General features: G+C 62.9%; 12 protein-coding genes. 6 read left to right on the top strand and 6 right to left on the bottom strand.

Translation table 11 applies throughout. The annotated features are described in order from the left end of the window. Positions 1 to 141 precede the first annotated feature (141 nt). On the top strand, positions 142 to 630 hold the full coding sequence (locus tag V3314_RS04930) for a glycine zipper domain-containing protein (protein WP_046614524.1): 489 nt from the start codon (positions 142 to 144) through the stop codon (positions 628 to 630). Between the two features lie 55 nt (positions 631 to 685). Here V3314_RS04930 and V3314_RS04925 read toward each other — a convergent pair whose 3' ends face one another. The 3 genes from V3314_RS04925 to hslO form a co-directional block, all read right to left on the bottom strand. Further along, a complete protein-coding gene (locus V3314_RS04925; RefSeq protein WP_046614525.1) occupies positions 686 to 1,126 on the bottom strand; it encodes a thioesterase family protein in 441 nt (146 codons plus the stop codon). A gap of 170 nt (positions 1,127 to 1,296) precedes the next feature. Further along, positions 1,297 to 2,838, bottom strand: a complete 1,542-nt coding sequence (locus tag V3314_RS04920) for a phosphoenolpyruvate carboxykinase (protein ID WP_046614526.1) — start codon at positions 2,836 to 2,838, stop codon at positions 1,297 to 1,299. 179 nt (positions 2,839 to 3,017) lie between these two features. After that, positions 3,018 to 3,917, bottom strand: a complete 900-nt coding sequence (gene hslO / locus V3314_RS04915; protein ID WP_046614527.1) for an Hsp33 family molecular chaperone HslO — start codon at positions 3,915 to 3,917, stop codon at positions 3,018 to 3,020. A 121-nt stretch (positions 3,918 to 4,038) separates the two neighbouring features. On the opposite strand from hslO, the gene V3314_RS04910 reads away from it, so the two are divergent. Next, on the top strand, positions 4,039 to 4,833 hold the full coding sequence (locus V3314_RS04910; protein ID WP_153671296.1) for a phosphatase PAP2 family protein: 795 nt from the start codon (positions 4,039 to 4,041) through the stop codon (positions 4,831 to 4,833). A 127-nt stretch (positions 4,834 to 4,960) separates the two neighbouring features. Here the strand turns inward: V3314_RS04910 and V3314_RS04905 are convergent, their stop codons facing one another. Further along, positions 4,961 to 5,362 carry a S4 domain-containing protein gene (locus tag V3314_RS04905; RefSeq protein ID WP_046614529.1) on the bottom strand — a complete coding sequence of 134 codons (402 nt, stop codon included), beginning with the start codon at positions 5,360 to 5,362 and terminating at the stop codon, positions 4,961 to 4,963. 175 nt (positions 5,363 to 5,537) lie between these two features. Between V3314_RS04905 and V3314_RS04900 the strand changes: the two genes are divergently transcribed. Both V3314_RS04900 and rimK read left to right on the top strand, forming a co-directional pair. Further along, entirely contained in the window at positions 5,538 to 5,954 is a 417-nt protein-coding gene (locus V3314_RS04900) for an ATP-dependent zinc protease (RefSeq protein ID WP_230852919.1), read from the top strand. Then, positions 5,951 to 6,856, top strand: coding sequence for a 30S ribosomal protein S6--L-glutamate ligase (rimK, locus tag V3314_RS04895; protein ID WP_085599963.1), 906 nt, complete (start codon positions 5,951 to 5,953; stop codon positions 6,854 to 6,856). Before V3314_RS04900 ends, rimK begins: the two co-directional genes overlap by 4 nt. A gap of 124 nt (positions 6,857 to 6,980) precedes the next feature. Here rimK and V3314_RS04890 read toward each other — a convergent pair whose 3' ends face one another. Beyond that, complete coding sequence (locus V3314_RS04890; RefSeq protein WP_046614530.1) at positions 6,981 to 8,294, bottom strand: ATP-binding protein; 1,314 nt, start codon at positions 8,292 to 8,294, stop codon at positions 6,981 to 6,983. 13 nt (positions 8,295 to 8,307) lie between these two features. Continuing rightward, positions 8,308 to 9,048: a two-component system response regulator OmpR gene (gene ompR / locus V3314_RS04885; protein WP_012270052.1), complete on the bottom strand. Its 741-nt coding sequence runs from the start codon at positions 9,046 to 9,048 to the stop codon at positions 8,308 to 8,310. A gap of 217 nt (positions 9,049 to 9,265) precedes the next feature. On the opposite strand from ompR, the gene V3314_RS04880 reads away from it, so the two are divergent. Continuing rightward, complete coding sequence (locus V3314_RS04880; RefSeq protein ID WP_338459976.1) at positions 9,266 to 11,590, top strand: Tex family protein; 2,325 nt, start codon at positions 9,266 to 9,268, stop codon at positions 11,588 to 11,590. Beyond that, positions 11,590 to 11,973: a PaaI family thioesterase gene (locus V3314_RS04875; protein WP_052970513.1), complete on the top strand. Its 384-nt coding sequence runs from the start codon at positions 11,590 to 11,592 to the stop codon at positions 11,971 to 11,973. The genes V3314_RS04880 and V3314_RS04875 overlap by 1 nt, the downstream gene beginning before the upstream one ends. The last annotated feature ends 109 nt before the right edge of the window (positions 11,974 to 12,082 follow it).

Below are 12,082 nucleotides of genomic sequence, written 5' to 3'. Positions count from 1 at the left end.
CAGCGAAAAAACGATAAAGTTTCACAGTAAATACAGTAAGTTAGAGAATTGTGTACAACTCGTGTTACTCGTCGGATTTCCGTTGCCAGGCGTGCCTGCAAGGCTCAAAAATCGCCCCGTCATCCTTATGAGGCTCTCTTGATGAAGAAGTACTCCTCGATACTGTTGTTGTCTTTCAGCTTGCTCAGCGGCGTTGCCATGGCAGGCGGCACCACCGAGGCCGGCATTGGCGGCGCATTGGGTGGGGTACTGGGCTCCGTGGTGGGCAACTCCATCGGTGGTAGCACCGGCGGCGCCATTGGTGCCGGTCTGGGCGGCGCAGCTGGCGGTGCCCTGGGTGCCGACAAGCGTCAGCGCGGTGAAGCCGCTATCGGCGGCGCGCTGGGCGCCGCAGGCGGTAACGTGGTCGGCCGCTCCGTGGGCGGCACTACCGGTAGCTACATTGGCGCAGCAGCCGGCGGTGGTGCCGGTGGTGCACTGGGTAACTACCTGGGTAAAGAGGCCGACAGAGACGATTACCACGAAGGCCGCCGCTACCGTCGTGGTTATGACGACGACCGTCGCCACTGGGACCGTGGCCACCACTACGGCCATCGCAAGCACAAGCACAAGCGCCACTGGCGCGACTAACGCCTGAGGGCCTTGCCCCGGCAACAAAAGCCCCGCCCCTGCCAGCGGGGCTTTTTTATGCCTGCTGTTCCAGCAGTACACCAGACAGGATCACCTGCAGCGTCTCTGGCAACACCACTGGCCGTCCATTGGCGCGTTCGATGAAGACCTGCACCACCGTGCCTGCCGCACACGCCTCCGGCTCCCCTGGGCGGAACAGGGCCAGGCGGTACTCCACCGTGCTGCCAGCCAGTCGTGCCACCCCCAGCCCTACTTCCAGCACGTCCGGGAAGCCGGGCAGAGCGTAGAAATCCGCCGCCGAACTGACCACGAATGCCGCCAGCTCGCCGTCACGCAGGTCCAGGTCGGCCTGTTCGACGAGGAACGCCTGGATGGCGGTTTCGAAGAAGCCGTGCACGGTGGCACCGGCAATATGGCCGTTCAGGTCGTTGTCCTGGGGGCGGGTGAGGATGGGGTGGAAGTGGGAGAAGGCAGTGCGCTGAGGGGATTCGGTCATCTGGCTGGCTCTTGTCTTCGCAATGGATGCTGACAGTGAAACAGAAAAACCGGATTTTCGCTGCCTGTACCGGCCTCTTCGCGGCTAAAGCCGCGAAGAGGCCGGTACAGGCAGTAGAAAACGAAAAGGCCGCCCGTAGGGGCGGCCTTTTCGTTACAGGTAAGCTCAGCTTACAGCTGCGGGCCAGCGGCCTTGATGGCGTCGGAAACTTCGAACTTCTTGAAGTTTTCGATGAACAGCTTGGCCAGGCCTTTGGCAGCCTCGTCGTAGGCAGCCTTGTCAGCCCAGTTGGTGCGCGGGTTGAGCAGCTCGGTTTCAACACCCGGAACGGCCTTCGGCACATCCAGGTTGATGATGTCCAGGTGCTCGGTTTCGGCACCGATCAGCGCGCCACTCTGGATCGCAGCGATCACGGCACGGGTGGTCGGGATGCTGAAGCGCTTGCCAACGCCGTAGCCACCGCCGGTCCAGCCGGTGTTGACCAGGTAGACCTTCGAGTCGAAGCCTTTGATACGCTTGATCAGCAGCTCGGCGTACTCGCCAGCCGGGCGCGGGAAGAACGGCGCGCCGAAGCAGGTGGAGAAGGTCGACTTGATGCCGCTGCCCGAACCCATTTCGGTGGAACCGACCAGCGCGGTGTAGCCGGACAGGAAGTGGTAGGCCGCCTGCTCGTTGTTCAGGATCGAAACCGGAGGCAGAACACCCGTCAGGTCGCAGGTCAGGAAGATGACTGCATTCGGCTCGCCACCCAGGTTCGCTTCGGAACGCTTGGCAACGTGCTCCAGCGGGTAGGCCGCACGGCTGTTCTGGGTCAGGCTGACATCGCTGTAGTCGGCGTGCTTGTTGGCGTCGAGAACGACGTTTTCCAGCACGGCGCCATGCTTGATGGCTTTCCAGATGACCGGCTCGTTCTTCTCGGACAAGTCGATGCACTTGGCGTAGCAACCGCCTTCGATGTTGAACACCACGCCCTCGCCCCAGCCGTGCTCGTCGTCACCGATCAGGTAACGGCTTTCGTCGGCCGACAGGGTGGTCTTGCCGGTGCCGGACAGGCCGAAGAACAGGGTCACATCGCCTGCTTCGCCAATGTTGGCCGCGCAGTGCATCGGCAGCACGTCGGCAGCCGGCAGCAGGAAGTTCTGCACCGAGAACATGGCTTTTTTCATTTCGCCGGCGTAGCGCATGCCAGCGATCAGCACCTTCTTCTGGGCGAAGTTGATGATCACGCAACCATCGGAGTTGGTGCCGTCACGCTCAGGCTCGCACACGAAGTTGGCGACGTTGAGGACCTGCCACTCGCCACGGCCAGCCGGGTTGTACTGCTCCGGGTTGATGAACAGGCAACGGCCGAACAGGTTCTGCCAGGCAGTCTGGGTGGTCATCTTCACCGGCAGGTAGTGCTCGGCGGCCGCCCCTACGTGAACGTAGGAAACGAAGTGATCCTGGGCGTTGTTGAACGCCTCGACGCGTTCCCACAGGGCATCGAACTTGTCGGCCGGGAACTTGCGGTTGATCGGGCCCCAGGCAATGGCGTCCTGGGTGGAAGGCTCTTCGACGATGAAACGGTCAGCCGGCGAACGGCCAGTACGGTGACCGGTCTCCACGACCAGTGCGCCAGTATCGGCTAGTACGCCTTCACCGCGTTGCAGCGCTTCTTTTACCAGCTCATCGACGCTCAGGTCGGTGTACACGGTGTTGTTGGCTTGCGTCATGAGATACCCCATCCGGCCCGAGGCCGAGTGCTCCAAACGTTTTGTAGTTGTCTTGAAAAAACTACTACAGCGAAAAAAGTGGCCGGATTATGCCAGAAACGCCCAAAAAAAGTAGGCCCCTCCTGTCAGAACTGCGCTTTTGCGCAATTCGACAGGAGATTGTCCTGTGGTTAAACGTTTCAGTGACGAGTTTCTGAGGCTACGTCAGTGCCGCCACCGGCAAACAGTTGCGCCACATCGCTGGCGTCGAAGAAATAGCGCTCGTTGCAGAACTGGCAATCGATCTCCACCTGCCCGCCGCACTCTTCCACCAGCGCCTTGGCATCGTGCTCGCCCAAACTGACCAGCGCATTGCCGGAACGTTCGCGCGAGCAGCTGCACTTGAAGCGCAGCGGCTGGATATCGAACAGGCGCACGGCATCTTCATGATACAGGCGGTGCAGCAGGGTTTCGTTGTCCAGCGCCCACTCATCAGCCTTGAGCGTGGTAGCCAATGCCACAACGTGCTGCCAGCTTTCTTCACGCTCTTCATCGTCCGGCTGGCGATCGCGCGGCAGTTGCTGTAGCAGCAGGCCACGGGCCTTGCCGCCCTCGGCGTTGAGCCAGAAACGGGTATTGAGCTGCTGCGACTGGACGAAGTAGTTGGTGAAGCACTCCGACAGGTTGGTGCCATCGAGATCCACGGTGCCTTGGTAGCGTTGGCCCTTGACCGGATCGATGGTCAGGGTCAGGTGGCCGTCGGGCATCAGTTGCGACAGGGTGGCGCCGTCAGGGATCTGCTCGGCGTCATAGCGAGCCATGCCACGGATGTCGCGCTCGCTCGAACACTCCACCATCAGCAGCGGGATCGGCCCTTCCGAACGTGCCTGCAGAATCAGCAGGCCGTCGAACTTCATCGCCCCTACGAGCAAGGCAGTGGCCGCCATCAGCTCGCCGAGCAGTGCCTGCACTGGCTGTGGGTACTCATGACGCGCCAGCACCGCGGCGTAGCTGTCATCGAGAGACACCCACTCGCCGCGCACATCGCGCTCGTCGAAGATGAAACGTTGGGTGAAATCGGTATCAGGCAAGTCGCTCATAGGTTTTGGCTATCTGAAAAATGATGACAAAATGGTTACAAGGGTTGTCGAAAACATGTGAGAACCCCGTGACAGAGCGCTCACGAGGCGCTCCGATTTCTGTTTGCAATAGAGGTATTTTATGGACAATTCACCACTGTTCCAAGCAAGGTGGTCCTGGGGGCCATTGGCAGCCTGTACGCTGCTCCCCATCGCTCTACTGTGTTTCTGGTTATGGCCCATTGGCCAGATCTTGTGCCTGACTTTCGACGAGTGGCTGTTCCACAGCCTGAATTCTCCGCTGGCCGACAACACCACCTGGCGCTACATCTGGACCGTCGGCAGCCTGCGCCCGTTCGACATCGTCGTCGGCCTGATCCTTCTGGCAGTGCTTATCCGTGGCGACTGGGTGTTCAAGGCAACCCAGGTACGCCAGGCCTTTTTCGGTTTTCTGGTCACGCTGATCCTCTTAGTGGTGATTCGCGCGCTGTTTTCCAAGTGGGTGGATGCAGCAGGCTGGCAGCACGAGAGCCCGTCGATGATGTTCGACGAGGTGGTGCACCTCAGTGACTACTATCCGAACCTGGAGGCGGCCTGGGAGCTCAAGGACCGTTCCAGCAAGAGTTTCCCGGGGGATCATGCCTCGGTGTTGCTGGTCTGGGCGCTGTTCATGAGCGTGTTCAGCCGCCGCCTGGTGCAATATCTGGTGGTCTGGGGGTTGGCGGTATTGTTCATGTTGCCGCGCCTGGTGGCCGGTGCCCACTGGGGGCAGGATGACTACATCGGCGGGCTGCTGATGGCGGTGCTGGCGTTGGGCTGGAGCTGCTACACGCCGCTGGCGGCCAAGGGGAGCGCGCTGCTGCTGCGCTGGACGGCGCCGATGTTCGCGATCGCGGCCAAGTTACCGCTGGTCGGGCGCTTGGCGGTGACCCGCTAGATCCCTGGGTCTACTGCGTAGCCCATCGCGACACAAGGCCGCTCCTACAGGGGTTGCACAAGTTTCAGGGCTTGCGCAGTACCTGTGGGAGCTGGCTTGCCGGCGATGGTCCGCAAAGTGGCCCCGGCTATTCGAAGCTCCCATGCAACAGGTGAATCTGCCGCCGTTGCTTCTTGGTCGGCCGCCCATCGGTGGTCACGCCCATCGCCCCGGCCTTGCGCAGTTCCGCCGCCTGTTCGCGCCGGCGCACGCTGTCCTCGGTCTCTTCGTACAACGTCTGCGCTTCTGGCGCACCACGCCGCACCACCGACAGAGCCTTCACCACCACGGTGCGCTCGTCGAACCCGGTACGCAGCACGAACTCGTCACCCACCCGCGGCTCCTTGCCCGGCTTGCAGCGCTCACCCCGGCAGTGCACCTTGCCGCTCTCGATCGCCGCCTTGGCCAGCGCGCGGGTCTTGTAGAAGCGTGCTGCCCACAGCCATTTGTCCAGGCGTACCTTGTCGTCGTCTTCGGCTTTTTGTGCCATCCCGTTACCTCGAACGCTGTGTTTCATCGAACTGTACTACCGTAACGATCGGATGCAAAAAATCCCCGCCGTGCTTACAGTTCAACACCTCATCCGCAGGGTGCGTTTCGTGAAGACATTTGACCATTTGACTGTGATCGGCCTGCGCGAGTGGGTCGCCCTGCCCGACCTTGGTGTGGCCGGGCTGCGCGCCAAGATCGACACTGGCGCCAGCACCTCCAGCCTGCACGCCACCGAGGTAGAGCCGTTCGAGCGCGACGGCCAGCCCTGGGTCCGCTTCACCGCACACCTTGGCTCGGTGGTGCAGTTGCGCCACCGGCGCTGCGAGGCACCGCTGGTGACCATGAAAACCATCAAGAGCTCCAACGGCCAGGCCCAGACCCGCTATGTCATCCGCACGTCACTGGCCCTGGGCGATGGTGTGTGGGAGGTGGAGTTCACCCTGGCCTGCCGCAAGAACATGCGTTATCGCCTGTTGCTGGGTTCCAAGGCCCTGATCCATGGTCAGCTGGTGGTCAACCCCGGTCTCAAATACGTACAAGACAAACCGGCCTTTCCGGCCACCCTTTCTCCTGCCACAGGTGCTGCATGAAGATCGCTGTGCTGTCGCGCAATCCGCGTCTGTATTCCACCCGCCGCCTGGTCGAAGCCGGTGCCCAGCGGGGCCACGAAATGGTGGTGATCGATACCCTGCGGGCCTACATGAACATTGCCAGCCACAAGCCGCAGATCCACTACCGCGGCAAACCGCTTGAAGGCTTCGACGCGGTGATCCCCCGCATCGGTGCCTCGGTGACCTTCTACGGCTGTGCGGTGCTGCGCCAGTTCGAGATGATGGGCGTGTATCCGCTCAACGAGTCGGTAGCAATAGCCCGCTCCCGCGACAAGCTGCGTTCGCTGCAACTGCTGTCGCGGCGCGGTATCGGCCTGCCGATTACCGGCTTCGCCCACTCGCCGGACGACATCCCCGACCTGATCCAGATGGTCAACGGCGCCCCGCTGGTGATCAAGGTACTGGAGGGCACGCAGGGGATCGGCGTGGTGCTGTGCGAAACCACCAAGGCCGCCGAATCGGTGATCGAGGCGTTCATGGGGCTGAAGCAGAACATCATGGTGCAGGAATACATCAAGGAAGCGGGCGGCGCGGACATCCGCTGCTTCGTGGTCGGCGACAAGGTCATCGCGTCGATGAAGCGCCAGGCCAAGCCGGGGGAATTCCGCTCCAATCTGCACCGCGGCGGGGTGGCCAGCCTGATCAAGATCACCCCGGAAGAACGCATGACCGCCATACGCGCGGCCAAGGTGATGGGCCTGAGCGTGGCGGGTGTGGATATCCTGCGCTCCAACCATGGGCCGCTGGTGATGGAAGTGAACTCGTCGCCGGGGCTGGAGGGGATTGAAGTGACCACCGGCAAGAACGTGGCCGGCATGATCATCGAGCATCTGGAGAAGAATGGGGGCCCTAATCAGACTCGGACCAAGGGTAAGGGCTGATTCAAGCCTGTACCGGCCCTATCGCCGGCAAGCCACCTTCCACAGGATTACCACGACCTTCAGGTTTGTAGATTACCTGTGGGAGCTGGCTTGCCGGCGATAGGGTAAGTGCAGCCAACCAGATTCATACAGCATTACGCGGCAGCAACAACCCCAAAGGCAACCGTACCCGCGCCTCGATCCCGCCACCAGAGCGATTGCGCAGTTCCACATTCCCACCATGCTGCGCCGCGATCCGCTTGACGATCGCCAGCCCCAGCCCGGTGCCCTTGCCGCCGCGCGCCCGGTCACCACGAATGAACGGGTTGAAGATGGTCTCAAGCTCCGACTCGTCGATCCCCGTCCCGCGGTCCAGTACGCTCAGCACCACATACGGCGCACTCTCGTCGCCCGACACATAGGCGGCCACCTCGACCCCCTTGCCGGCATGGTGCAGGGCGTTGCCGATCAGGTTGCCCAGCATGCGTTTGAGCGAAACCCGGCGCAGCGGGAACGGAGGGATCGGCTCCAGGCACAATCGCACCCGTTCTTCCGGCTGGTTGTACGGTGCCACCACTTCGCGCACCAGGTCGGCCAAGTCGACCTCTTCAACCGGTTCGTCACGGCCATCGCGGATGAAGGCCAGGAACTGGTCGAGGATCGCGTCCATGTCCTCGATATCGCGGACCATGTCGTCACTCAGTTCGCTGTCGCTGTCCAGCAAAGACAGCGACAGACGCAGGCGCGTCAGCGGTGTGCGCAGGTCGTGGGAAACCCCGGCCAGCATCAGCTCGCGCTCGCGCCCGGCCTGCTCGACATCCTCGGCCATCTGGTTGAAGGCCTTGTACACCTCGGTCATCTCGCTGGGCGTGTCGCTGATCGGCAGGCGCACGCTGCGCCCCTGGCCCAGCTGCCGGGCGGCGAACACCAGGCGCTTGAGCGGCTGGTTCAGCTGGCGCACGAAGATCCAGGCCGAAGCCGTGGACAACAGACCGATGGCCAGGAACCAACCCAGCACGTTCCAGATCTTCTGCCCACGCAGCGGGTGCGGGTACAGCGGTACCTTCAACCAGCCCGGGCCCAGGCTTGGCGCATTGACCCACAACGCCGGCGGCGCATGAATGCGCAGCCGTACCTCGGTGTCTTCACCCAGCTCAGCCCGCATCTGCCGCTGATAGATTTCGCTGTAGGGCCAGTGCTGCTCACCCTCGGGCACGCCCGAGCCGGTAACCCGAATAAGGCCTGCCGCTTCGGCGATCTTGTCACGGTTTTCTTCGTCGGCCGCCCAATAAGCGCGCAGGGTCAGCGCAACACCGTGGCTGTACTGACGGTCGACCAGTACGTCCTCGTTCATCAACAGGTAGACCAGGGTCAAGGCCTTGGAGAAGAGAACGACGATCAACACCAGCCACAGGGTGCGGGCGAAGAAACTTTGCGGAAACCAGAGCGGTGTTTTCATCGACGGCGCGGCATCATTTACCGGCGTTACCGTCTGGCACGAACACGTAGCCCACGCCCCACACGGTCTGGATATAACGCGGTTTGGACGGGTCCGGCTCGATCATGCGGCGCAGACGCGAGATCTGCACGTCGATGGAGCGTTCCAGCGCATCCCATTCTCGGCCACGCGCCAGGTTCATCAGCTTGTCGCGGGTCAGCGGCTCGCGCGCGTGCATTACCAGCGCCTTGAGCACGGCGAATTCGCCGGTGGTGAGCATGTGCACTTCGTCGCCACGCTTGAGTTCGCGGGTGGCCAGCGACAGCTCGTAGTCGCCGAAGGTGACCGACTCGTCTTCGCTGCCAGGCGCACCCGGCACACTCGGTGCCTGGCGACGCAGCACGGCCTTGACCCGGGCCATCAGCTCGTCCGGGTTGAACGGCTTGCCCAGGTAGTCGTCGGCGCCCAGCTCCAGGCCCTTGATACGGCTGAGCTCGTCACCCTTGGCGGTGAGCATGATGATCGGGATCTGGTTGTTCTGCTGGCGCAGGCGCTTGCATGCCGACAAGCCATCTTCGCCGGGCAGCATCAGGTCGAGCACCACCAGGTTGAACACCTCACGCTGCAGCAGGCGGTCCATCTGCTCGGTGTTGGGCACCGCGCGGGCACGGTAGCCCTTGCTGGTGAAGAAACGTTCCAGCAGGCTGCTCAGCCCCGGGTCGTCGTCGACGATGAGAATCTTGTCACCTTCAGCGGTGTTTGGCGTGCCGGTCATGAATAACTCCTCTGATATCGCCGCGCATTATGGCGTAGCCATTGCTGCACGTTGCGTGAGCATTGTTAGCAGATTTTTCCCCCGGCGCCAGTTCCGGCTGGCCGGGCGCCATCACCGCAAGCCGTTTGCGATGGGTATAATGCGCGGCTTTCATCCAGCGCCGCCGGGCGACAGGCCCACAGGCGACCCCCGTATTCACAAATGTCAGGTGGTTTACATGGACAGCATCAACAGCCGTATCGCCGAGGAACTGGGCGTACGCCCCCAGCAGGTCGAGGCGGCCGTGGGCCTGTTGGACGAAGGCTCGACCGTGCCCTTCATCGCCCGCTACCGCAAGGAAGTGACCGGTAGCCTGGACGACACCCAGCTGCGCCATCTGGAAGAGCGCCTGCGCTACCTGCGCGAACTCGACGAGCGCCGCGCCAGCATCCTGGCCAGCATCGAGGAGCAGGGCAAGCTGACCCCGGAACTGGCCCGCGAGATCAAGCTGGCCGATACCAAGACCCGCCTCGAAGACCTGTACCTGCCGTACAAGCAGAAGCGCCGCACCAAGGGCCAGATCGCCCTGGAAGCCGGCCTCGGCGAGCTGGCCGACGGCCTGTTCAACAACCCCGACCTGGTCCCGGAAAGCGAAGCCGCACGCTTCGTCAAGGCCGACAAGGGCGTGGCCGACGTCAAGGCCGCGCTGGAAGGCGCCAAGTACATCCTCATGGAGCGCTTCGCCGAAGATGCCGCCCTGCTCGACAAGCTGCGCAGTTTCCTCAAGCAGGAGTCGGTACTCAGCGCCCGCGTCGTGCCTGGCAAGGAAGAAGAAGGTGCCAAGTTCCGCGACTACTTCGCCCATGACGAGCTGCTGCGCAACGCCCCGTCGCATCGCGCCCTGGCAATTTTCCGCGGGCGTAACGAAGGCGTGCTGAGCGCCTCGCTGAAAGTCGGCGAAGAACTGCCCGGCACCCTGCACCCGTGCGAGCTGATGATCGGCAACCACGTCGGTATCGAGAACCGCAACCGCCCGGCCGACAAGTGGCTGGGCGAAGTGGTCCGCTGGACCTGGAAGGTCAAGCTGTACACCCACCTGGAAACCGACCTGTTCGGCGAGCTGCGCGACAACGCCGAAGGCGAGGCGATCAATGTGTTCGCCCACAACTTGCACGACCTGCTGCTGGCCGCCCCGGCCGGCCCGCGTGCCACCCTGGGCTTCGACCCGGGCCTGCGTACCGGCTGCAAGATCGCCGTGGTCGATGCCACCGGCAAGCTGCTGGACCACACCACGGTCTACCCGCACGCACCGAAGAACGACTGGGACCGCACCATTTCGATCATGGCTGCGCTGTGCGCCAAGCACTCGGTGGAGCTGATCGCCATCGGCAACGGCACCGCCAGCCGCGAAAGCGACAAGCTGGTGGCGGAGCTGGTCAAGAAGTACCCGGCACTGAAGATCACCAAGATCATGGTTTCCGAGGCCGGCGCTTCGGTGTACTCCGCATCGGAACTGGCCGCCCGCGAATTCCCGGACCTGGACGTGTCGATCCGTGGCGCCGTGTCGATTGCCCGCCGCCTGCAGGACCCGCTGGCCGAGCTGGTGAAGATTGACCCGAAATCCATCGGTGTCGGCCAGTACCAGCATGACGTGTCTCAGCTGAAACTGGCGCGCGGCCTGGACGCCGTGGTCGAGGATTGCGTGAACGCAGTGGGCGTGGACGTCAACACCGCCTCGGTGGCCCTGCTGACGCGCATCTCCGGCCTTAACGCTACCCTGGCGCAGAACATCGTCGCGCACCGCGATGCCAACGGCCCGTTCGCCACTCGCGCGGCACTGAAAAAGGTCAGCCGCCTGGGTGAGAAAACCTTCGAACAGGCCGCCGGCTTCCTGCGCGTGATGAACGGCGACAACCCGCTGGATGCCTCCGCGGTGCACCCCGAGGCCTACCCGCTGGTGCAACGGATTGCCGCCGATACCGGCCGTGACATCCGCTCGCTGATCGGTGACAGCAGCTTCCTCAAGCGCCTGGACCCGAAGAAATTTACCGATGAAACCTTCGGCCTGCCGACCGTCACCGACATCCTGCAGGAACTGGACAAGCCTGGCCGCGACCCACGCCCCGAGTTCAAGACCGCCACTTTCCAGGACGGCGTCGAAGACCTCAAGGACCTGGAACCGGGCATGATCCTCGAAGGCGTGGTGACCAACGTCACCAACTTCGGTGCCTTCGTCGACATCGGCGTGCACCAGGACGGCCTGGTGCACATTTCGGCGCTGTCGGAGAAGTTCATCAAGGACCCGCGTGAAGCGGTCAAGGCCGGCGACGTGGTCAAGGTCAAGGTCATGGAAGTGGACATCCCGCGCAAGCGTGTCGGCCTGTCCATGCGCATGAGCGACACCCCTGGCGAGAAGGTCGATGGCAACCGCGGCGGTAACCGTGGCAATGGCGGCAACCGCCAGCAGCAGGTGCCGCGCCAGCGCGAAACCGCCACCGCAGCACCGGCCAACAACGCCATGGCCGCACTGTTCGCCAACGCCAAGCAGCTCAAGAAGAAGTGATGGACGTTCCACGCGAATACGTCGAAAGCGCCTTCAGCCAGCTCCTCGGTTGCCATCTGCAACGCCTGGAAACAGGTGTTGCCGAGGTAGCCCTGGCGCTCGAGCCACACTTGCGCAACCGTGGCCAGAAGCTGCACGGCGGGGCGATCTTCAGCCTGGTGGACATCGCCATGGGCCTGGCCTGCTCGGCCAGCCATGGCTTCGACCAGCAAAGCGTCACCATCGAGTGCAAGATCAACTACATGCGCGCCGTCAGTGACGGCGAGGTGCTGTGCACCGCCCGTGTGCTGCACGCCGGGCGGCGCACCCTGGTGGTCGACGCCGACGTAGTTCAGGGCGACAAGCTGGTCGCGAAAGCGCAAGGAACCTTCGCGGTTCTCTAGCTCACCAAGCAGTATCTGCGGTATTTTCGGCAACAGCCGGGGCCGCTTCGCGCCCCATCGCCGGCAAGCCGGGCTCCCACAGGTAATCCACAAGCCTGAATATCGTGGT

This window comes from Pseudomonas sp. TE3-3-F2023, assembly GCF_036784815.1.
Classification (GTDB): domain Bacteria; phylum Pseudomonadota; class Gammaproteobacteria; order Pseudomonadales; family Pseudomonadaceae; genus Aquipseudomonas; species Aquipseudomonas pudica.
The sequence above is the reverse complement of the archived record's forward strand: the minus strand, read 5'-3'. Positions and strand labels throughout refer to the sequence as shown.

Excerpts from the sequence above, each read along its gene's own strand:
- V3314_RS04920 (WP_046614526.1), bottom strand. The coding sequence starts at position 2,838 with ATGACGCAAGCCAACAACACCGTGTACACCGACCTGAGCGTCGATGAG.
- V3314_RS04910 (WP_153671296.1), top strand. The coding sequence starts at position 4,039 with ATGGACAATTCACCACTGTTCCAAGCAAGGTGGTCCTGGGGGCCATTG.
- V3314_RS04890 (WP_046614530.1), bottom strand. The coding sequence starts at position 8,294 with ATGAAAACACCGCTCTGGTTTCCGCAAAGTTTCTTCGCCCGCACCCTG.
- V3314_RS04875 (WP_052970513.1), top strand. The coding sequence starts at position 11,590 with ATGGACGTTCCACGCGAATACGTCGAAAGCGCCTTCAGCCAGCTCCTC.
- V3314_RS04905 (WP_046614529.1), bottom strand. The coding sequence starts at position 5,362 with ATGGCACAAAAAGCCGAAGACGACGACAAGGTACGCCTGGACAAATGG.
- V3314_RS04880 (WP_338459976.1), top strand. The coding sequence starts at position 9,266 with ATGGACAGCATCAACAGCCGTATCGCCGAGGAACTGGGCGTACGCCCC.
- hslO (WP_046614527.1), bottom strand. The coding sequence starts at position 3,917 with ATGAGCGACTTGCCTGATACCGATTTCACCCAACGTTTCATCTTCGAC.
- rimK (WP_085599963.1), top strand. The coding sequence starts at position 5,951 with ATGAAGATCGCTGTGCTGTCGCGCAATCCGCGTCTGTATTCCACCCGC.
- ompR (WP_012270052.1), bottom strand. The coding sequence starts at position 9,048 with ATGACCGGCACGCCAAACACCGCTGAAGGTGACAAGATTCTCATCGTC.
- V3314_RS04925 (WP_046614525.1), bottom strand. The coding sequence starts at position 1,126 with ATGACCGAATCCCCTCAGCGCACTGCCTTCTCCCACTTCCACCCCATC.
- V3314_RS04930 (WP_046614524.1), top strand. The coding sequence starts at position 142 with ATGAAGAAGTACTCCTCGATACTGTTGTTGTCTTTCAGCTTGCTCAGC.